The organism is Acinetobacter sp. UBA2581, assembly GCF_002339435.1.
Lineage (GTDB): Bacteria > Pseudomonadota > Gammaproteobacteria > Pseudomonadales > Moraxellaceae > Acinetobacter > Acinetobacter variabilis.
Genome location: NZ_DDLD01000067.1, coordinates 1 through 21,961, shown reverse-complemented (window position 1 = coordinate 21,961; position 21,961 = coordinate 1). Strand labels below are relative to the sequence as shown.

At 40.0% G+C, this 21,961-nt stretch carries 13 protein-coding genes and 3 pseudogenes; 11 read left to right on the top strand and 5 right to left on the bottom strand.

Annotation, left to right across the window (positions count from 1 at the left end; translation table 11 throughout):
- The first annotated feature begins 128 nt into the window (after window positions 1–128).
- From B3Q46_RS08005 to B3Q46_RS07985, 5 genes are all read left to right on the top strand, one after another.
- Window positions 129–800, top strand: coding sequence for a hypothetical protein (locus B3Q46_RS08005; protein WP_005233305.1), 672 nt, complete (start codon window positions 129–131; stop codon window positions 798–800).
- Window positions 800–3,112, top strand: coding sequence for a hypothetical protein (locus tag B3Q46_RS08000; protein ID WP_005233304.1), 2,313 nt, complete (start codon window positions 800–802; stop codon window positions 3,110–3,112). Before B3Q46_RS08005 ends, B3Q46_RS08000 begins: the two co-directional genes overlap by 1 nt.
- Window positions 3,096–6,311, top strand: coding sequence for a tyrosine-type recombinase/integrase (locus B3Q46_RS07995; protein ID WP_005233303.1), 3,216 nt, complete (start codon window positions 3,096–3,098; stop codon window positions 6,309–6,311). The genes B3Q46_RS08000 and B3Q46_RS07995 overlap by 17 nt, the downstream gene beginning before the upstream one ends.
- A 130-nt stretch (window positions 6,312–6,441) precedes the next feature.
- Window positions 6,442–6,810 carry an MbcA/ParS/Xre antitoxin family protein gene (locus B3Q46_RS07990; RefSeq protein WP_005233302.1) on the top strand — a complete coding sequence of 123 codons (369 nt, stop codon included), beginning with the start codon at window positions 6,442–6,444 and terminating at the stop codon, window positions 6,808–6,810.
- Window positions 6,811–7,094: 284 nt separating this feature from the next.
- Complete coding sequence (locus B3Q46_RS07985) at window positions 7,095–7,355, top strand: helix-turn-helix domain-containing protein (protein WP_004647603.1); 261 nt, start codon at window positions 7,095–7,097, stop codon at window positions 7,353–7,355.
- 4 nt (window positions 7,356–7,359) lie between these two features.
- Here B3Q46_RS07985 and B3Q46_RS07980 read toward each other — a convergent pair.
- Window positions 7,360–7,989, bottom strand: a pseudogene (locus B3Q46_RS07980) (aconitase family protein); the annotation flags it as partial.
- A gap of 380 nt (window positions 7,990–8,369) precedes the next feature.
- Between B3Q46_RS07980 and B3Q46_RS07975 the strand changes: the two are divergent.
- Complete coding sequence (locus tag B3Q46_RS07975) at window positions 8,370–8,678, top strand: helix-turn-helix transcriptional regulator (RefSeq protein WP_004282130.1); 309 nt, start codon at window positions 8,370–8,372, stop codon at window positions 8,676–8,678.
- Window positions 8,675–9,964 (top strand): type II toxin-antitoxin system HipA family toxin, encoded by a 1,290-nt coding sequence (locus B3Q46_RS07970; protein WP_005233296.1) that lies wholly within the window; start codon window positions 8,675–8,677, stop codon window positions 9,962–9,964. Before B3Q46_RS07975 ends, B3Q46_RS07970 begins: the two co-directional genes overlap by 4 nt.
- A gap of 18 nt (window positions 9,965–9,982) precedes the next feature.
- Here the strand turns inward: B3Q46_RS07970 and B3Q46_RS07965 are convergent, their stop codons facing one another.
- Window positions 9,983–13,330, bottom strand: coding sequence for a DEAD/DEAH box helicase (locus B3Q46_RS07965; protein ID WP_005233294.1), 3,348 nt, complete (start codon window positions 13,328–13,330; stop codon window positions 9,983–9,985).
- 247 nt (window positions 13,331–13,577) lie between these two features.
- Between B3Q46_RS07965 and B3Q46_RS07960 the strand changes: the two are divergent.
- Window positions 13,578–13,813 (top strand): annotated as a pseudogene (locus B3Q46_RS07960) (hypothetical protein); the annotation flags it as partial.
- Window positions 13,814–13,842: 29 nt separating this feature from the next.
- Here B3Q46_RS07960 and B3Q46_RS07955 read toward each other — a convergent pair.
- Genes B3Q46_RS07955 through ptsP form a run of 3 tightly spaced genes read right to left on the bottom strand, consistent with a single transcriptional unit; the run spans window position 13,843 to window position 19,333 of the window.
- Window positions 13,843–15,525 carry a fructose-specific PTS transporter subunit EIIC gene (locus B3Q46_RS07955; RefSeq protein ID WP_004883948.1) on the bottom strand — a complete coding sequence of 561 codons (1,683 nt, stop codon included), beginning with the start codon at window positions 15,523–15,525 and terminating at the stop codon, window positions 13,843–13,845.
- Between the two features lie 4 nt (window positions 15,526–15,529).
- Window positions 15,530–16,462: a 1-phosphofructokinase gene (gene pfkB, locus B3Q46_RS07950; RefSeq protein WP_004883949.1), complete on the bottom strand. Its 933-nt coding sequence runs from the start codon at window positions 16,460–16,462 to the stop codon at window positions 15,530–15,532.
- A 6-nt stretch (window positions 16,463–16,468) separates the two neighbouring features.
- On the bottom strand, window positions 16,469–19,333 hold the full coding sequence (gene ptsP / locus B3Q46_RS07945) for a phosphoenolpyruvate--protein phosphotransferase (RefSeq protein ID WP_005233291.1): 2,865 nt from the start codon (window positions 19,331–19,333) through the stop codon (window positions 16,469–16,471).
- A gap of 264 nt (window positions 19,334–19,597) precedes the next feature.
- Between ptsP and B3Q46_RS07940 the strand changes: the two genes are divergently transcribed.
- From B3Q46_RS07940 to B3Q46_RS16435, 3 genes and pseudogenes are all read left to right on the top strand, one after another.
- Window positions 19,598–20,101 (top strand): LexA family protein, encoded by a 504-nt coding sequence (locus B3Q46_RS07940; protein WP_034580556.1) that lies wholly within the window; start codon window positions 19,598–19,600, stop codon window positions 20,099–20,101.
- Between the two features lie 23 nt (window positions 20,102–20,124).
- Entirely contained in the window at window positions 20,125–21,423 is a 1,299-nt protein-coding gene (locus tag B3Q46_RS07935; RefSeq protein ID WP_005108359.1) for a Y-family DNA polymerase, read from the top strand.
- Window positions 21,424–21,433: 10 nt separating this feature from the next.
- Window positions 21,434–21,732: pseudogene (locus B3Q46_RS16435) on the top strand (hypothetical protein); the annotation flags it as partial.
- Between the last annotated feature and the right edge of the window lie 229 nt (window positions 21,733–21,961).

Genomic DNA, 21,961 nt, shown 5'->3' with positions numbered 1-21,961 from the left:
TACTTTCGCAAGAGGTCTAGTGGTTTTTGAAATTTAGATGCACAATATATGGAATTTTTAGCCATTGTCTGACTGTTAACGAATATACGAATATTTACTTGATTTTTTTATATAATCACCAAGTAAATATACAAACGGCTTTTGATTTCAATGAAAAATTTGGCGCACCTAAAAAATTGTTGTGCAAAAATTTTAATAAAATCCAAATCAGTATACACCCTGATTTTTCTGGAATTTATCTTTGCTATCAAGAGGCTTTCAAAGCTTTAAAAACAGATCTAGGTATCTTGAATCCACGTCCCGAAATTCACGTCTGGAAAGATACTAATCTATCCGGTTATACCATCGCCAGTAATATCCAATGGTTCCTATACTGGACTCAGAATGCACCCAAAGAAATTAATCTAATTATCCATTCTCTTCCCAAAGATAACAAAAAAATCGAACTATTAAAAAATGTGGCTAGTTCCGAATTTCTAAAATTTCTATCATCTACTTATTATGATCTTAATCGATTAAATCCCAAAAGGTTACATAACTTAATAAATGAATACATTTCTGCCGAGGCTATTTACAAGTTAAACAAAGAAAATTCTTTCAAACCTCACCGTACTATGAGCTTAGACCTGCTAGCAAAACGACTCTCATACACACGATATCAGCTGAATTATCGCAATAAAGTTATAAACCGAAAAAGACAAAGTGTGCTTGATCAACTAGAACAAACTAGTGAAGTTGTACAACAGCTTTTAAATAATGCGGACTTCGTTCTCACGCCAGATCAGCTATGGAAAGCATAATGTCAGAATCCAACCCAACCCATCAAAATATTGCTGATATTCCAGGGGTATCATTAAAACAGACATTGGAAAAACTCTTTGGTGATGAGCAGCTCCAACGTACCGAACATATTCAATATGTTGCTGATTTACTGACTTCGCACCCAACTGATCAATGTCTGGAAGGACTGAATCTCGATCTATTAGATTTTGATCTAGAAACCAATTCTGTTGTTGCTAGACCAGCTGCATTGGTCTCCTCTCGAAAACATACTGTTAGCGCAACACCAGTTACTTGGTATGTGAACTCAATTGCACAATTAGCAGAGTCGGAAGAAAACGCTTTAATCTGGAATATCCTGGTCTTAAAAGCAGCAATCTATTTAATTGCCCTTCCAGACATTAAACCTGAGCTTTTTAAAGAAGACTACACTGAACATTTCAATACTGTAAAACGCTTATTTCAACGCTTCCGTGTGGCCAATAGGGTTCTGAATCCCGATAAAGAATATCAAAATACACGCGAATACATGATCCTTTGGGAAAAGCATCTTAAAGATCCTACGCTTTCGTTAACTGAATTTGTTCAATATTTAAGTAATTTCAATACAGATCCATCCAATGATTTTGAAAAAAATCTACTGAATAATCTACGCATTACATTTACTTATATTTTAAACAATAAGGCCAAAATTGCCAAAGCGAGCATCGAGACTCAACTTCAACATGATTTTTTAGATGAAGATCAGCTGATTGTAGAAAGTTCAGAAATTAAAAAAGGTCAAAAGTCTAAAGCTCTTAATATAGAAGAACAATTAGATGACCAAGATACACGTCAAATACTTGTAGACCCAACCATCGTTACCCCCCTTGCTGCATATTCAGAATCCGGCCAAAGCTATGTGCTGCCTCTGGTTGCCAAACATATTCAACGGAAAGAACATTTGCTGCCATACAGCAGCCTCTTTCCTAATACCACAAGCATAAGTGCCCTAATTACTGAACTATATAAAAATTACATTGTTGAGGTTAAAGAAGACTCTAAAGACAAGGATAAAGAAATCAAAAAAAAGAAGGCATCCTTGATCCTGATGCTGTCATTTCTGACAGGAAATAAAATCCAGGAGTGGCTCCGTCTACAAAGTAAACGTGCTAAAAATTTAAATGCTCGCCAACAGATCAAGCAAAGCAATGGACAATATTATCTGAGAAGTAAATTTTCAATTTTTGAAAATAAGGATTTTGCTTATCCAGAGGGCTTGCTCAACCAAACAGTTCATCTGGACATCCCGATCCCGAATTCATTTATTGAATCTCTGCGAGACGGTGACCCCGTTAAGGAAGAGGACCTTCAGCAACATTTGAAACAGCTGAGAGCCAAATTTTATATTCCAAAATTATCACTAATAAGAATTGGCTCTCTTTTACATCAGACTATTTTGCAACGCACTGGAAATAAACAGCTTGCTGACCTTCTCACTGGTATTGATGCCAATAAGTCTTCTTCTACTTCTTATTGTCATCAAAATATCCTGACTTTACAGACTGAATATGTCTTAATTTTAAAAGAGCTGTGTGAGTCGCTATCCGATGAATACCAGAATATTGAATATGCTGCAGAAAAAAACTTTGGAAGCCGCAAAGCACCTACTTCAAATGTGATTCAAAATATCTTTGCCACTCTCAAATTCAGAATAATTTCACAAAAAGAAGATGACTGGATAGCAATTTTTAATCACTACAATATCTGGATGTGGCATTTTTTATTGCTTTTTACTGCTGCGCGACCCGTCGCTGAGTTTCCTGGTTTTTTAAAAAGCTTTAACCTGAAAAGAAAAATTTTGATGGTTTCTGATAAAGAGGTGGGTGGGCGTCAAGGCTATGGACGTTTGATTCCACTGTGTCATTTTGTTGTACAAGAACTCCTGAAATTCATAGATTTTCTACATTATTTTAAAACTCAAATTACTCCTATTCAGCCAGAAATTTCAAATAATATTCAGCAGATTCTAGAGAGCAAGCTCCCACTGTTAAATATCTTTCAGGATGGTCAATGGCAACCTTTGAGACCTTCGACTGTAGAAGACTTTCATCCAGAGTTAGGTTTGGAACATGAAAACTGGCACCGGCATACAGCCCGTGCGTTTCTCAGCCATAAAATTAGCGAAATTGAAATTTTAGCTTTATTCGGTCATGAGCCGATGCAGCAAGAAGCTGCGCATCCTTATTCCAGCTTATCTATTTCACAATATTCAAGCATTGCTCATGTTCTTGAACAAATAAAAGATTATTTTAATATTACCGGTATTGAACTCGATGTCCTCATCCAATAAACGAACTAAGCAAGCTCGACCACTATATGCAGAAAATCGTAGAAAACAAATTCGTCTTGAGAAAGAGAAATCTCCTCGATCGGATGTAGAAAAGGAATTAATTCAATATTTCCAAGAAATAGAACTAGAACAAAAAGAACATCTTGAATCCTTCTATCCAGCAATTTATGAGTTTATTAAACGTAAAGCTTCAAGCTTGGCCTGGAAAAAATATGCGCATGAATTTTTTCGATCGTATATTAAAAAAATCAATCTAAATAGGAGCGAGCCCCTGCCCCTACCAAATCTGACATTTGAGATGCAGCGTGATCAGCCGGTTTTTACCATGGACTGGATCGAGAAGGGACAGCAGGTTGATGAAGTTCTTGATAAGCTTTGGGACTACTGGATTCTAGCAAAAGATAGCAAGACATTTTCTGATGATGAAATCATTGGAAATATTGTTATTTCTGCCATGCTTTATTCCGGCTTAAATCAAAAAGCGTCTTTAGAAGCTTTGCTTGAACACTTAAAAGATCCGGCAAAAATCAGAAAGATCGAAGATCTGAACATTATATTTTTAGAACCGCTCTCTCCCTCTTATGGAGATCTATTTATTGATGAAAAAACCATTCGTAAATCGCGTAATTTTATTCCTGATCAAATCACCCGCTTATGGTTAATTCATTTTAATAGCAGAAATATTCGTACAGTAAACCAGAATGTAGAAGATTATCTACAGCTTATTTTTAATAAGATTAAGTTACCATTTAATCTTAAAACTTATAAATTATTACGCGACTACGCCAACTTTAACTGGATGCAACTCCCGAAAGTTGACATTGATCCTGCTCTCTCACAATGTCTTATAGAAAATACTGCAACCTGTGGCTTATCAGAAATAGAATTTGAAAGATTTCTTCATCCAAAATTTAAATATCAGCAGGACACTCTTACTGATTCAGATGTAGAAAAATCACCATCTATTGTGGGTCAATCCTACTCTAATGATGACATTCAGCAAGCCTTGGATGATGTTATAAAGATTCACAAAGACCTTTTACAACTGATTCGTACACCACAAACTGATCAAAGCGTCGATGCATTAATCATTAAATATTGCATTGAAAATACTAATAAATTTAATGAGTATAGTAAACGTGTCGCCTTATGGCTCATCAGCCTTTATAAACCAGAATTAGAACAGATTCAGCAACTGGCTGAAAATTTTAATTTTTGCGCTAACCAATTTCAAAAATCGTTTCAGCAGAATAGACCATTAGCAGATAGTTCGATTTACACTTATTACTCCCGGATTGCCGAGCCTTGGCTAACACATTCTTTACAATATCTAGATAGCGAAGATGATCTGAATACGAATCTGGCAAATATCTACACACAAATTATTACGAACACCCGTCTCGCAGATGAAGCAGGCCAACCTGAATTTAAAAAATCCAGAGGTCAAACCAGCAGGATGTTGAAGCGCTTCCATAGCTTTCAACGAACAGTTTTCGAAGCTGAATCTCTCGAATTAGAATCACTCGCCATACAAAATAGGCCTAGAGCCCGTATTATTGGCCCTTTGACTTATCAAGCTTTCATGAACAAATTAGATACCTTATTTTCAGGTGCTAATAGTCAAGAAAACACTTATAAGACATTAAAAATCATCTATATCTTAGCTTACCGTACCGGTATGCGTATTAATGAAATTCTAGGCTTACGTGTGCGGGATATTGAGGGCTTGAGCTGTCTATCAGTATGGATTCAGCCCTACGGCTCAAAAAAGAAAGGAAACTTACATCAACTTAAAACAGATAGTGCTGAACGCAAAGTTCCTGTGTATTGCTTATTAAAAACCGATGAATATCAACTATTTCATAATCATGTAGTCGAGCAACGTTTACTCAATCAGCAAAACTTATACTTATTCCGTAATTGGAATGAAAATAGCAAGCTGAACAAACATACGGTGACAACACCTTTTAGAATGATTATGAACGAGCTTTTTAAAACTCATGATTATTCTTTTCACTCATTTCGACACACGGCTGCCAATCACTTATCCGTTCTGCTCAACTGCGATTACGCTCCCCTAGTCAAGAATCTGACGGATTATACTGAAGAACAATATCAGTCCATTCGGACAGAGTTACTCCGTCATACACATGGTCAAAATCATTGGTTTATGATTGCCCATTTACTGGGTCACATTGACCCTACAGAAACTTTTAAAAGTTATATTCATCTAAGCTACCTGATTGCTGGGCATAAAATACTGAAATATCACCCAGACATCGATACTCAACTGGCAAAAAAGATGATGGGCTACCTACCTTCTTTCAAATTTTTAAACACAGTAAAAGATTCTGCTCCATTCAATTTCGAAAAGCATGCTGGTCATTTAAGTCAGCAGTTACTCAACGATCAAACTGACTGGTTAAAAAGTAACGTAGAAGACATTCTAGATGAGGTTTCATTTAACTCAAAGCATCATGATTTTTTTAAATATTTCGCGGGAACAAAAGAATCCAAAGTTTCATTTGCATGGTTTTTTAAGTGCCTAAATTTACTGGAAATTCATCATGAACCAGATCGGGTATCACAAGAAATGAGTTTACCTGTCGAACTGGTTAACTACTGGTATGAAAATGCCAAACAACTGGGCCAACTCAAGTCTCAAAAAAACAACCCAAGGTTATTTGATCTCAACAACACAAATCATCTGGATAAACCTTTGAAACCCTCGATGATAGATACCGTTGAAGAGCGCAAAGCAAGGAACTATTTCTTTGAAAATATTCAAAATATCTTTGAAAAAAAGCCAGATCAAATAAAAGCGGTGCTTGAGACATTTTTAAGTCGTGTTACAGTTTCGCATACCGGCATTCATTATCGCTGGAATAAAATTGATCAATTGGAATCATTTTATTGCAAGGTAAAAGACCTGTTTCCCCATCAATTTTGGCATTTGCTTGGACAAGACTTGGTACAATTGCTAGATAAAAAGAAACAACCTTTATTACTGAAGCTGGCTAAATCGAGCACAACAGAGCATCCTACGACTCAAGAAGATTATGTTCGTCTCCAGCTTTACTCGACAAAAGATGCCAAAGCACTGGCCGCATTTAAATTTTGCTTACATCTAGCATGTATCGGCAGACCTCGATCTCTTGAACTTAAAGCTGAAGGTCTAAAAATAACCACATGCTGTTAAATAATTTAACCGTTGCTTCCTTATCTAAAGCCAAATTTAATATATCTTCAGTAAAAATTGGATGTCTGAGAAACGATAATCAAATAGTATAAACTCTAGGTATCAGCAACGTCTGAAACTGAGATCAGTCATGCATAAAACGTCAGAAAAAATTGCAAAACAAAAAAAGGTATTAACTAAAGCTGTTTTATCATCTGCAAAACAACTTGGTTTGACACTGGACCAGCTTGCTATCGTTATCAATTTAGATTCAGTGGAAACTTTAAATTCGCTTCAGTTAGATCCCGATTCAAGTCAAGGAGAACTCGCAATTATTTTAATTCGTATTGCGATATCACTAGATGCTCTAACAGGTGGAGAGGCTAAATGGATGCAGCATTTTATGAAGTCACCAAATAAGCTAACCAAAGGCATTCCGATAAAACAGATTCAGACTACTCAGGGATTAGCTACTGTATTAAACGTAGTCGAAGGACTTCGGCTTCAGGGTAAATATTAAGAATATATAAAGCTTCATTACACAGAAAATTAAAAGTCATAATTTTGTCTAATAATTCAAATTCAAGGTATAAGAAGTTTCTCTTCTCAAGAGGTATACAACTGCCTCATTATTGAGAACTACCATACATATATGGATTCTATTAACCTAATTTGAGGCTAAATTGAATCTTATAAGTTCAATTTAGCTATTCAAGAATCATTATAAAAGTTTGCTATATAGCGAATATTAACCATAATTAGTTAAAAGTTTGCTATATGGCTAACAAATTTCGGGAGAAAAAAATGGCTACACGAGGTGAAATAGGTAAAGAAATACGTTTGGCAAGAAAAGGGTTAGGCTATACACAGAAAAGCCTTGCAGAAAAAACTCAAGTCAATAAAACAACAATTTCAGAGATGGAAAATGGCCATTTTACAGGTTCATTTGACATATTTGAACGTGTGCTTGATGGTGTTGGTTTACAATTCGAAGTGAATAAAAAAAAGCATAAATTGCCGCAGTGGGATGAAATTGAAGAAATATTTTCAGAATATGATGAATAAATTGTGAATCGGTACCGAATAAGGTATCAGAAAAGGCAAAGCCCTGCCCATCGACCTCATTGCTCCAGACCACTTGTGCCAGATATTCCAGATTGACCTGATGGCAAATTCCGGTTCCTGGCGGCACCACGCGAAACTGATTGAGCGCCGCCTGCCCCCAACGTAGAAACTGGTAGCGCTCGCCATTGCGTTGCATCTCAATGGCGATATTCTAGTCAAAAGCTTGCGGGCTAGCAAAGTAATCGACCATCACCCAGTGATCGATGACTAAATCCACCGGTGACAACGGATTAATTTTTTCCGGATCACCACCGGCTTTGGCCACTGCTGCACGCATTGCAGCAAGATCAACCACTGCAGGAACACCGGTAAAATCCTGCATCAGGACCCGTGCCGGACGATACTGGATTTCCTGTTCTGAAGTTCGATCGTTAAGCCATCCTGCCAAGGCATGAATATGCTCGGTTTTCACCGTGAGCTGATCTTCAAAACGTAGTAAATTTTCCAGCAAGACTTTTAAAGATTTTGGTAGTTGGGACAGGTCACCTAACTGCACTTGCAATTTAGACAGGTTGAAAATCTGATAGTGTTCTGAACCGACGGTTAATGTTTCTAAAGTATTAAAACTATTGATATTACTATACTTAGCCGTCTAGTTTCCCTCCGGCTTGATATGCTATTTTTATGATCACAGTCAACCATTCCTTTACTTACTGTATGCTAACTGCACGGCGGGTTTGTTATTATTTATTATCAGATTGCGCTAGGTAGTTAAATGCAGAGCTGCCAGGAAATTTTGCCAGAGAGTTGCCAACAGTTCAGATCTGGCTGCCAATTACGTAAGGAGATTAAGGTAAATTGAACCGCGTATTTTAACTGTATTTTCAGAGTGATTTCAGATCACTACGTAGCTAGGGCTTTTACAGATCGAAATGATAAAGTCATAAATTGCTTTTCAAAAAAAAGAAACTAATATGTTTCTTACAGGACCTAAAAGCAATAAATGTATCTACAATGAATAAGTCTTTACTTCAGCAAATCAAAAAAAGACGAACCCAATTGGGCTTAAAGCAAGTTGATATGCAATCCCGTACAGGCATTTCAAGACAGCAGTACCAAAAACTGGAAAGTCAGGGCAACCCTCGATTAGAGACCTTAGAAATTATAGCGGCAGGATTAAATGCTCAACTGATGCTCATTCCTGATGATAAGGTTCATTTGATCAGACAATTATTGAATGATGAAATTAAAGTCACTATTGAAGATCAGGATGACTTAATGACTAACCCATGGAAGGGTCTTCTCGGAGGAGAGGAACCATGAATACTGTTGCCGTCCTGAAATTAACATTACATCACGGTATCGTTGGATACTTGGCAGGATTTCAGAGCGGAAAAAATATTCTGGTTTTTACAGATTCCTTCCGCTCTGATCAGCAACGCCCGACCTTGAGCCTGCTGACTTCCCCCTTGTATCCTCAAGTGGATAGGATTTTAGAAAAGACCTATGTTACACATCAGCGTTTACATCCCTTGCTATCAAACTTGCTACCAGAAGGTGCATTACGCGAACTGATTGCACAAAGCCTCAAAGTACATATAGACAATGAATTTCAGTTATTGGCAGCTTTAGGTCATGATTTACCTGGAGCACTCATTGCGACTCCATTAGATCCAGAAGAAATTCCAGATGAAATAAAATTCAAACTGCAGATCTCTAATCCAGATCAGATCTTAAAACAGGAGATCCGAACAGATAATAAGTTTTCCTTGGCCGGCGTCCAAATGAAGTTTTCCATGAAAGCCAAAGATGGGCGTTTTACACTAGTCCAGGCAACGGAATCGTCTCTACACGGGGACTGGATTGTCAAAACTCCTTCTTCCAGACATGCTTTTGTTCCGCTAAATGAATATCCTATGATGAGCCTTGCCAAAATGGTCGGAATAGATGTCTCTGAGATTCGCTTGGTGGATATGGCACTCTTACAAAACCTTCCACCATTAAATTTACCCCAAGAGCAATATGCTTTTGCAATCAAAAGATTTGATAGACAGAGTACTGCTGATACTACAGAGCTTATTCACATCGAAGACTTTGCTCAGATCTTCGGTGCATATCCACAGCAGAAATACAGCACCACAAATTATGAGCAGATAGGAAAGATCATTTATCAATTTTCATATAACAAAATTCTTGATATTCAGCAAGTTGCCAGCCACTTACTTGTCAACATTTTGCTCGCCAATGGAGATGCACACTTAAAAAACTGGAGTATGATTTATCAGGACAAAAGAACACCAAGATTATCTCCCGCATACGATATATTGATGACTAGTGTATATATTGAAAATGAGCTTCATTTCGCATTGAATCTTGCCAAAAATAAAGATTGGTATTTAGCTGAGATGAAACACTTTGAACAATGGGCTGAAAAAGTCGGTGTTCCATGGCGTGTTATTGAAAAACAACTTCACGCGATCATGGACAAAGCACGGTCAGTATGGCAAGTGCTATTACTAGACTTACCTATGTTTTCTGTTCATAAAGAAAAATTAAGAGAACATTGGAAAAAATTGCATCCAGACTTTCAGATACTTACAGATGATTAGAGGAAACCTGTAACCAAGCTAAAATTTCTCAAACAATTTCATCACATCATTTTCCGTCAGTTTCACTTCTCCCTCATGATCTGTGCTTAGAATAGACTGTGCCAGTTCTGCTTTATTCTGCTGCAAGGCAATAATTTTTTCTTCTATGCTTTTATTGGTAATCAGCTTATACACAAATACCGGCTTGTCCTGTCCAATCCGCCATGCACGATCTGAAGCTTGATCTTCAGCAGCAGGGTTCCACCATGGATCATAGTGAATGACCGTATCTGCGGCAGTTAGATTCAGACCAACCCCTCCTGCTTTCAGACTGATTAAAAATACCGGCACTTGTCCAGACTGAAATGCTGTAATGACTTCATCTCGCTTTTTGGTCTTTCCAGTCAGCTTCACATAGCCAATTTCTGCGTGATGGAGCTGTTGTTCAATCAGTTCCAACATTGAGGTAAACTGAGAGAAAATAAGAATTTTTCGTCCCTCTTCCACCATTGGAACAACCATATCCATCAACTGTTCAAGTTTGGCAGAATACGCCTGCCCGGTTTTAACTGAATCCAGTTTCAGCAAGCTAGGATGACAACAGACCTGACGCAGCTTCAGCAAGGCATCTAAAATTTGGATTTGACTACGCTTAAAGCCTTTTTCTGCCACAATTTTCTGAATATTTGCCTGCATCGTGGCGCGAACAGCCTCGTATAGCTTGGATTGCTGCTCATTCATGTCAATATTGACTTCAATCGTGGTTTTTTCAGGCAATTCCTTGGCAACGTCAGTTTTCAAGCGACGTAAAATAAAGGGTTTAATGCGGTTTACCAACTTTTGCCTTAACTGCTGATCACCGCGTTTTTCAATAGGATAGCGGTACTTTTTATTAAAGATTTCTTGTGAATATAAAAATCCTGGCATTAGAAAATAAAATAGTGCCCACAGCTCACCCAAATGATTTTCCATAGGTGTACCAGTTAGACATAGACGATGTCGCGCTGTTAATTGCCGTACTACCTGTGCAGCTTTGGCACGCGGATTTTTAATATTCTGCGCTTCATCCAGAATGAGTTGATGATATTCATATTGCTTCAGTTGCTCTTCATCTCTCGCCAAGAGCGGGTAGGTGGTTAACACAATATCATAGTGTGAAATCTGCTCAAAATACTGATGGCGGTCGGGGCCTTGTAGCAGCAGTACCTTGAGCTCAGGGGTAAATTTTTCCGCTTCTTTGAACCAGTTATGCATCAGCGATGTGGGTGCAACAATTAAGGCGGGTCTGTCCTGCAAATGACCAGCCTGCTTTTCCATGAGTAAGTGGGCTAAAGTTTGTGCTGTTTTACCCAAACCCATATCATCCGCCAGAATCCCGCCATGCTGGGTTTCCCTTAAAAACTGTAACCAGCCTAGGCCCTGCTGCTGGTATGGACGTAATTCCCCCTGAAAACCTTGTGGTGTCGGCAGTTGTTGCTGATAGCCTTGTTTGAATTTCTGCGCAAATTGCTGCAGGCGATTACTGACCTGCCACACCATCCCCAGATGATGTTGTAATTCTAATAGTTGACTCGCATCATAGCGATCTATGCTACGCTCTTCTTGCTGTAAAATGCTCTGCAGATGCAACAATACCGGCTTAATGTCCTTTGCGGATAAAGCCAAATCTGGTTGATCCGCTGCAGTTTTCAGGGTGAAAATGTGACTGTCATTCAGATGACCAAAAATCCGTGGATCAAGTAAATCAGGCTGTTCTTTCACCAAAGCCACAAGTGCATCGAGTAAATCATAGCTATTGCCTGCACTGTCCTGAACGGTCGCCCCGATATTGAACCAGTCTTGTTGGCTTTCAGATTCAGTGATGGAAATATTTAAATTTTCAACATATTGCAGCTTAAATGGGCTGTGTTCCAGATGCTCTATCTGCCATCCAATCAATTCAATTTGATTGATGGGCATCAGCTGTTTGATCCAGTCTCCATAGAACGCAAAAACCATAGAATCAAGACGTTGTTTATCCAGTTTTAATTGCTGGTAATAATTAAGATCTTTCACCCACTTCAGTGATTCGACCAATAGCTGTAAACGCTGGATTGACTGTTGTTCCTGAACTAAGTTCCGAAGCTGTCGCACCATTTTGCCATGCTGCTCACCAATAAAACTGTCACCTGATGTACCTGCTTTTATTCGTCCGCCTACATAGGAGAATTCAATTTCGGCACAAACAGACTCTTCCCATTTCCAATCAAATTTATCTAAAACACCGAAGCGTAAAATTGGCTGGGGACTTCCCTCAAGGACATCAATATGCTGAATAGACTCGGGCTGAGGTAGATTTTTCACGTCTGAATATTGATGAGTCAGTTTCTCAAACTCTGGCAAGAGCATAGATGGAAGATCAGGCATCTGTAAAAAATGGTACAGAAGATTTGCCGTATATTCACCATATAACTGGCCCACCGTGTTCTGTTGAATATCCACATAACACGGTGGCTGGCTCGCGAGAATCTGAATATGTGGATTTAATTTCAAATCGAGTCGAATATCACCATTGACCAATTCAATGTTTAAATGCTCTGTCTGTTGTTTAGCCCCTTGTTCCCATCTAAATTCGATGTTGTAGCCTTGTTCTGACCATTGAAGTGCAGTATGGCTCTTTTTTTGCCAGTACACATCGCCACTTTGAATAAAAGATTTGAAATGCTCCAATAAAATGCTGGAGATATCGAGATTGCTTTGATAAAAGCGTTCGTCACTGTTTATTTTGGCATAATAATAAATCTGGTTAAATAATTGTCGTTTTTGTTCAGGTAAAGTCAGATGCTTTCTGGTGATATTTTCATATTGGGTATAATAACTTTCCCCCGCAATTGAGCCATTTTTATTGCGTCTGGCCTTCTGAACATCAACTGTCAATTTCTTTAAGCTGACAGACTGATCTAGCAGGTAAATTAAATAATTGTTTGTTTTGACAGATTGCTCTGGTTCAGTCTGTTGTAAATACCGTTTAAAATCATTCAACCAGCGCTGCGCCTGATCATCCCCCCGTTGGCGTTTTGCGATTCCCTGCGGGGATTGAGAGTCAGCATAACGCTGCTGAAATTCCTGACGATATTCTTGAAAGAATAACCGCGCTAAAGCAGCAGCATGTTTACAGTTATATCCAACCGGACAAGTGCAATCGTCATCGATTAAACGGTCTTTTTGGGGATTATAGGTAATTGCAGTATCGTAATAATCTGTCCCTTCAATTTGGGCATACATCGTAACCCCGTCTTTGTCCTCAAAGAATTCAATCGTTTCCCTATCAATGTGTTTAGCATAGCTCAGACTGCGCTGAAGAGTTGCAGTACTAAAGCGAGATAGAAAATTGATCAATGAGGACATAATTACCAGAAACCAAAAATGTTTATACAATTATAACGGACAAAGCTGTCATTTCAGAACAGTAGTGCTCGCCAACGTATCAAAAGGAAATAAATCCATGCTCAAAAACTTAATGTTTACTACAATGGATGGGGTGAATATTGGCTTTGGGGTACATTGGTCTCCTCAACCGCAATCACAGGTCGGCCATTAATCGCCTTTGAATACAGTGCAGAAGCGATCAGTAGAGGTTTAGAACTTTCCTGCACATCAAATGGATATCATGGGTGAGGCACTGAATATTCCTCGACAAGCTCTTGTGAAACTTGGTACTCAGGAAGCGGAACTTTGTGTCCAAGAAGTTGATGAAATTATTGGCTCGATTTGTAAGGTTGCAATCCGGTTCAGCAATATCGCTCATGACCTACTACCTGGACAAATTCAAGCAGAGACTCTCCAACTGATCCAAATTGGATTGAGCATAATATTCATTTATTGCACTAAATAGCTTTCACAAAGCTTCTATGAAGGGCTTATTCTAACCGTTGTTTTATCACGGCATAAGCTACACCAGTCACCACACTTCCAATCGCAATCGCCAATAAATATTTTAATGGATAATTCATCGCATTCGGAATGATCAGCACCATTACACCGCCATGCGGAGTGACTAGTTCACATTTAAATAATGCAACCAAAGCCCCAGTTACAGCACCACCTGCGATCGCGCATGGAAGCACTCGAATCGGGTCTTTGGCAGCAAACGGAATAGCACCTTCCGAAATGAAACATAGGCCCAGAACTACAGCAGCCTTCCCTGCATCTTGCTCAGGTTTGGTAAATTTATACTTTGCCAGAAAAGTTGCAATTGCCATACCCAATGGCGGTACCATACCCGCAGCCATGGTAATCGCCATCGGTCCGTATGTTTGTGACGTAAGTAAGCCCACCGTAAAGGCATAAGCCGCTTTATTTATTGGCCCTCCAACATCAATACACATCATACTCCCAAGGATAATCCCCATGATCATGGCATTGGTCGTCCCCATATTGGCAAGGAAGTGTGTGAGTAATTCAAACAATTGTGCAACAGGCTGTCCAACCACATAAATCATGATTAAACCAACAGCTAAACTGGCCAATAGTGGAATAATCAATATTGGTTTTAATGCTTCTAAGCTACTTGGGAGTTTAAGCTGCTTCGATAAAAATAACGCAATATAACCTGCAATAAAACCTGCAACTAATCCACCGAGAAAGCCTGCCTCTAATTGTGTGGCAAGTAAACCGCCAATCAAACCTGGAGTTAAACCCGGACGATCCGCAATAGAATAAGCAATGTAACCTGCCAGCATAGGTACCATAAGAGTAAATGCTGCAGCACCTATTTGCTTTAAGGATGCGGCAAAGCTTCCTTCAACAGGATTGAGGCCAAACATAAACGAGATGGCAATGATCAAACCGCCCGCCACCACCATCGGCAGCATGAAAGATACCCCTGTTAAAAGGTGTTTATAAATTCCAGTTTTTTCTTTGTTTTCATTTTCTGTCTTAGTGGCTGTTTGCTTACCCGTTTCAAGCACTTTGGCCTCAGCAATTGCATTTGCAAAAGTCTTATCCGTTTGCTTAAGGGCAAATCCTGTACTGCAGCGATATACACGTTTGCCTACAAAGCGATCTGTATTGACCTCAATATCCGTTGCTAAGATCACCACATCTGCTTTGGCAATACTTTCTGCCGATAAAATATTTTTAGCCCCAACCGATCCTTGGGTTTCAACATCAATCTGATAACCGTGCTTTACTGCACCCTGTTGTAAGGCTTCGGCCGCCATAAACGTATGCGCAACACCAGTTGGACATGCTGTAATGGCGACAAACCGTGTAATCCCTACATTGGCTGCAGTAGTTTCATCTAAAGCATCTGAATGCTCAAGAACTTGTTGCAAAAGCATGATCGCATCGTGTTGTGCGTTATTCAAACCAATGACTTTCACAACCTTGTCACGCAGTTGATCCGCATCTACCGACTTCTGTCCAACAAAAACAACTGTATCAATAACATTTGATAAATCGAGATGCTCGACTGATGTCGCCACATCATTGGAAATACCAAGTGCTGTCGCTGCTTTGGAGAGTTTTTTGGCCAAAATCACTGCATTAATCGGCTGCTCGGGACTATGTGGCACAAATAAAATATGTTTTATCTCTTGCATCGTATTAACTCAATGATTGGACTGAGATTTGCGATTTCAAATCTTCAATAACAGCAAAGTCTGGAAGGGCAAACCCAATTTGGGTCACAGCGTTGCTCGCAATTGCGGTTGCTGTTTTCAATGTTTCTTCTGGGGAAGTTGAACTCAACAAGCCATGAATCATACCTGCCAGCAAGGAATCTCCCGCACCCACCGTACTTTGGACGGTGACTTTCGGTGCAGTAGCATGCAGGGGTTGCGTGCGGTGAAGCCAGTTCACTCCGTTTTCACCCATCGAGACCACAATATGTTCGATCTGACTATTTAAACTGGCAAAAAGATGCTGCTGTTCTGCAAACGTTTCTGCTGGCAAATGGTAGGTTTCCGTCAACTCATCTGTATTAGGCTTAATCAACCAAGGATGGGCAGCAATTGCTGCTTTCAACGCAACACCACTGGTATCTACTGCGACTTTTTTACCAGCAGACTGTAACCATAGAATCAGTGTCGAAAGCTCTTCTGCAGAAAACCCTTGTGGCAAACTGCCAGCAATCACAATCACATCAACTTCTAAAATCAGTTGAGATAAACGTTCACATAGTTGTTGTTTTGCTGAGGTATCTACAAAAAAGCCCTTGCCATTGATGTCAGTCATCTGACCAGAAGCTTCTGCAACTTTAATGTTTTGTCGTGTTTCACCTGCAACATAAATAAATTGGTTATCAAATTGCTCTTGCTGGATATGATGGTCAAAAATTTGACGGTTGTCTTGCCCCAAAAAGCCACTCACAATCAGTTCATGTCCCAAATCCTTAAGGACCTGTGCCACGTTTAAGCCTTTACCTGCTGCATGGCTTTGGGCCGTTAACTGACGATTGACCTCGCCAACTTTTAGTTGATCCAATTGCACGGTGAGGTCAATTGCAGGATTCAGAGTAATGCTTAATATCTTAGCCATTCGTAATTACTCCACCAATGCACGTACGGCAGTTGCACTGTCACAACTTAAGGCTTGCTGAGCGACCTGTTGGCAATTTATATAGTTCAAACCACGAATTTGCGCCTTCACCAATGGAATACTGGTACTCGACATACTCAACTCATCCACGCCCAAGCCTATCAATACAGGCACAGCTTTTGGATCAGCAGCCAATTCACCACAAATGCCCACCCATTTACCATGCTGATGTGCTGCCCGAACAGTTTGATCAATCAATAACAAAATACTCGGATGTAAACCATCAGCTTCAGCAGACAACAGTGGATGACCACGGTCAATCGCCAGAGTATATTGAGTCAAGTCATTGGTTCCAATACTAAAAAAATCAACTTCTTGAGCAAGAATTGGAGCCAACAATGCTGCCGCAGGAACCTCAATCATAATACCGACTTGTAAGTTTTCACATGGATGCTGTATGCGAACCTCATCCAAAATTGCTTTTGCCGCTCGCCATTCTTCAACCCGCCCAATCATCGGAAACATAATTCTTAATGGGCGATTATCTGCTGCTTTAAGTAAAGCAACCAATTGCTGACGTAACAACTCTGGCTTACGTAAAGTCAGACGAATACCACGTAAGCCCAAGAATGGATTTTCTTCCTTTTCAATAGGCAAATACGGCAAAGGTTTGTCCCCGCCCACATCAAGTGTACGTACCACTAATGGACGATCCGCCAAAGCATCTAACACCACCCGATAATCGGCTTCCTGTGTAGCCTCATCAGGCGCACTGCTGTGTGACATAAAGACCAATTCTGTGCGTAGCAAACCAATTGCTTCTGCCCCATCGGCCACAGCCTGTATCGTAGCGCCCACTTTGCCAATATTGGCTGCGATTTCAACTTGATGTTGATCCAGTGTGATGGCAGGTTCTAAACAATGCTGTTCCGCTTGTTCTCGCAACTCACGCTGGCGTTGGCGCTCTGCAATGGCATGATCAATCTGATTTTGCTCGGGTGAGACCACATACTCACCACTATCCCCATTAATTAGCACTGTGGCATGGTTCTCAATATTTAAAACAGCTACACCCGCACCTACGACTGCTGGAATAGCCAGAGCACGTGCCACAATAGCACTATGGGCACTCGCTCCACCAACCGCGGTCAAAATGCCTGCAACACGATCTTTATTCAGACGCGCTACATCACTCGGGCCAACATCATGCATAATTAAGATATAAGGTTGCTCGGGTTCTGTGACATCGGCCACACCGCACAAAGCAGCCAAAACACGCTCACCAATATCCCTTAAATCAGCCGCACGCTCTGCCAGTAAACGATCGCTAAGTGCAGCCTGTGCGGTAGCAGCCACTTCAATATGATCATGCCAAGCTGCTGCAGCAGACAACCCTTGCTTTAAACCGCGTTGTACACTTTGGAGGAGGTCTGGATCATCCAGCATTTCCAAATGTGCCATGAATATCTGCTTAATGGCAGTAGATTCAGTATGTGCAATGAATTGACGTAAGTTATTTTTCACCTGATGAAGTGCAATTTCAAGCTTTTCATTCTCAGCTTTAAAACTCTGTCCGCGACGTTCATAACTAAATTCATGTGGCTTCACCACATGTGCAGGACCAAAAGCAAGGCCAGTTGATGCCGCAATACCGCAGCTACCCGTATCGCCATGTGATTCAAAAGGCATTAATTCCAAATTATTTACGACTGGGGCACTACTGCTATGCTGATGAGATACAAGGTCAACAGCTTCAACTTCTTCTCCTAAACCTTGTTGAACTGCATCAATAATCTGTTCTAAGCCTGCTACAGCATCGGTATCGGGTTGTGCAATAAAAGTCAGAGTTTGACCACGACGACACCCCATGGCTAATAATTTGGTTAAACTTTTTGCCGAAACGTAAGCCCCCTCATCTACAGCAACGAGAATATCCCCTGCAAATTTCTTGGTCATATTGACCAAGTGTGTCGCGGGACGTGCATGTAGACCATGAGCGTTAGCTAAGACAATACGACGAGATGGCCAATCAGGAATCAGTTCAGCACCAATTAACTGCGCCAACTGGTGACTATCTTGCTCTTGGTTGAGGGTATGAACTTGTTCAGTATCAAACAAAATATCCATTAACCGTTGAAACCGTTGCATATCCAGTTGCTCATTACTGGCAATACACACCAAAGTCTTGAGCATTTCCTGCTGATGGCTTAAAACCTGTTCCGCTTTTACCAAACTTACAGCTGGGCTCAAAACATGCTGGTTAGAAGTGATCGACCAGACCCCCTCCCCTAAATGAATCATGCTGTTTAGGTTTAAACCCGACAGAAAACCACACTCCACCATTTTTTGCTGTTTCAGCAACTGTGTTGCCTGCCAAATTAAATCTTCTACATCAAGTGCGGGAACTTGGGTGGCGATTAAATTTTCATGCAATGCCAAAGATGCGGGTTGGGCTTGTAATAATGCGATAATTTGCTCTGCAGATTGAGCCTGTTTCACTTGATCAGCGACATCATTAATTAAAGCTCGCGTCAAAATTTGTAAGACTTGCAAATGCTCATCTGATTTCGCAGCAATCACCACTGCTAAATAAATTTTATTTTCACCGTCCCAAACAACTCCTTCAGGAAAGTGTGCCAGACGAATACCAGTTTTTAAAATACATTGGCGAGACTGAGGCGTCCCATGCGGAATGGCAATTCCTTGCCCTAAATACGTTGCACTTTGTTGTTCGCGCACGGTCAACCCATGAATATAATCAGGTGTAACCAATTGGTCTTCGACTAAGATATCGACTAGACATTGCAACGCTTGTGCCTTATCAGTGGCGTGTTGTTTCATTCGAACATGTTGTATATCTAGCGCGAGCATAAAACGTCCTTGCAAAGCAGCATAGTGAGAAGCCATGCTTTTTTACTGCAGAAAAAATAAGTCGAATTCTACTCAGGATTTACACAAAAATCTGTATTTTTTGATTTTATCTTCATGATCATCATTACGACGCAATTAAGAAACGACGAGATTCTCCAGAGCTCAGTGTTGCGATAGTTGGGTTTAGTTCTAATTGAACCGCTCTATCTGATTTCAGGGGGTATATTTTACTTTTTTCATCGGATCACTACGCTTCGCTACGTCTTGAGAAGCAATGCGTCTCATCTCAGAAAGTTTGGTCTCCGACAAACCCGGTACGGTTCACCGTGCTTTAATGATATTGCTTCAATCTCTGTTGTAGAGTCATCCACCTACATGAAAATTCCTTTAGCCGCTGAGAAAATCGCTGCTGGCTTTCCATCCCCTGCCCAAGACTATGTAGATAAAACTCTAGACATGAATGAACACTTGATTAGAAATGAAGCAGCAACCTTTGTGGTGAAAGTCGCTTCACTTTCTATGCGAGATGCAGGTATTGAGATTGATGATGAACTGATTGTAGACCGAAGTATTGACGCCAAACATGAAGACATCGTGATTGCACTGATCGACAATGATTTCACTGTAAAACGCTTAATGATCGAAAATAATTATCGTTGGCTTAAAGCTGAAAATCCAGATTGCTCAGACATTCATCTGCAAGATGGCCAGGAAATGGTGATTTGGGGTGTGGTTACTTTTGTCATTAAGTCATTTAGAAATCGTTAATTTCTTTATTGGTTTCCTGCCCAATGACCATATATTCTCAGAAAATCTACGCTTTAGTAGACATTAATAATTGCTATGTGAGTTGTGAGCGCATCTTTAACCCTGGTCTAAAAGATAAACCAGTAATTGTCCTGTCTAATAATGATGGCTGCGCTGTAGCCCGCTCTCAAGAGGCCAAGGACCTAGGCATTAAGATGGGTGTTCCTCTATTTCAGATCAAGGACATCGTTGAACAGCATCAGGTCCAAGTGCTTTCTAGCAATTATGCCCTGTATGCAGAGATGTCACGCAGATTCATGAAAGTCCTGTCCGACTTTGTTTCTCCTAAAGAACAGGAGATTTACTCTATTGATGAATGTTTTCTCGATCTGACAGCCCATGCGGGAAATTACGACTTAACTGACTATACCCAGCACATTCGTCAGCGTATTTTTTCTTGGCTTGGTTTACCAGTATGTATTGGCATTGGCAGATCTAAGACAGAAGCAAAACTAGCAAACCACATTGCGAAAAAGAATGTTTATCTGAACGGTGTATGCAACCTAGTTTCAATGGATCCTTGCTCTGCTGAAGATCTGTACCAAGCTATAGAAGTGAGTGAAATCTGGGGAGTTGGCAGGAAGCACAGCCAAAAGCTCAACAGCATGGGGATACACTCAGTCATGGATTTCATTATGGCTTCGCCTCTGATGATCAGAGATCAGTTTTCTATCGTCATGCATAGGACATTACTGGAATTGCAGGGTGTTTCATGTATAGAGCTAGAGCATACGCGGGCACCAAAAAAGCAGATTGTTGCAAGCCGTTCTTTTGGACAAAGGATTTACCATATTGACGACTTAAAAGAAGCTATGAGCCTCTATGTGCAAGATGCAGTTACTCGTTTAAGAGGTGAAAATTTATTGTGTGGTTATATAATTGGCTTCGTACAATCTAACCCGTTTGACACGTATAGACCTTATTACAGCAAGTCAGCTGCAGTGACTTTACAAGAACCTACTGACAACCTGTTAGTGTTCTCTAAAATTGCTACCACGATGATTGATGACTTGTATACCAAAGATATTGCCTTTAAGAAATGTGGCGTGATCTTGACGTGCCTGGAGCCTAAAGCTTCCCATATTTATGACCTGTTCACTGACATGAAGCAAATAAGCTTAGACAATAACCTGATGGATTCACTTGAGGAAATCCATCATAAGTTTGGCAAAACCAAGCTGGCTTTAGGAGCAAGTACGTTACCGAATAGAACCTGGAACATGTCAAGAGATCGGCTAACTCAAAACTACTTCAAGTGGGATCAATTATTGAATGTGAAATAATTTGAATGATTTATTTCCTGCCAAATTTTGGCACTTACTTGGACAAGATTTGCAAAAAAGTTAGATGTTAAACAACAGCCTCAACTTTTCAAATTAGTAAAATCATCAATAGATAAATATCCATCGACTCTAGAGGATTTTCCTCGTCTGCAGCTCTATTCAGTAAAAGATGGTCATGCTCTGCAATTTTAGTTTTGCTTAGCGTGTATTGGCCGCCCACGATCTGTTCAGCTTAATGAGTTAGATGACATATCACCTGCTACCCTACATAAGCCTATGACTGTATTACACCAAGAGCGACTTTTTTAAAAAATTAACCCACTGTTCTATTTGTATTTAAATAGATATTCCTGGTTAATATTGGATTAAATATTCTTCATAGGCATGTAAATACTAGAGAGGTGGTCCCACTTGTTTGAACAACTAAAAGCGTATTTATAAGTGATATTCCGCTCTAGTTAAGCCACCTTGTTTTGTTGGGGTAGCTGATCATAGTAAAACTCATTTGGTGTCATTTTGTCTAGACTCGAATGAGGTC

Bases quoted from the DNA above. Each gene is read 5' to 3' on its own strand.
- B3Q46_RS08000 (WP_005233304.1), top strand. From the start codon at position 800: ATGTCAGAATCCAACCCAACCCATCAAAATATTGCTGATATTCCAGGG.
- B3Q46_RS07985 (WP_004647603.1), top strand. From the start codon at position 7,095: ATGGCTACACGAGGTGAAATAGGTAAAGAAATACGTTTGGCAAGAAAA.
- B3Q46_RS07965 (WP_005233294.1), bottom strand. From the start codon at position 13,330: ATGTCCTCATTGATCAATTTTCTATCTCGCTTTAGTACTGCAACTCTT.
- pfkB (WP_004883949.1), bottom strand. From the start codon at position 16,462: ATGGCTAAGATATTAAGCATTACTCTGAATCCTGCAATTGACCTCACC.
- ptsP (WP_005233291.1), bottom strand. From the start codon at position 19,333: ATGCTCGCGCTAGATATACAACATGTTCGAATGAAACAACACGCCACT.
- B3Q46_RS07970 (WP_005233296.1), top strand. From the start codon at position 8,675: ATGAATACTGTTGCCGTCCTGAAATTAACATTACATCACGGTATCGTT.
- B3Q46_RS07975 (WP_004282130.1), top strand. From the start codon at position 8,370: ATGAATAAGTCTTTACTTCAGCAAATCAAAAAAAGACGAACCCAATTG.
- B3Q46_RS07990 (WP_005233302.1), top strand. From the start codon at position 6,442: ATGCATAAAACGTCAGAAAAAATTGCAAAACAAAAAAAGGTATTAACT.
- B3Q46_RS07995 (WP_005233303.1), top strand. From the start codon at position 3,096: ATGTCCTCATCCAATAAACGAACTAAGCAAGCTCGACCACTATATGCA.
- B3Q46_RS07935 (WP_005108359.1), top strand. From the start codon at position 20,125: ATGACCATATATTCTCAGAAAATCTACGCTTTAGTAGACATTAATAAT.
- B3Q46_RS07955 (WP_004883948.1), bottom strand. From the start codon at position 15,525: ATGCAAGAGATAAAACATATTTTATTTGTGCCACATAGTCCCGAGCAG.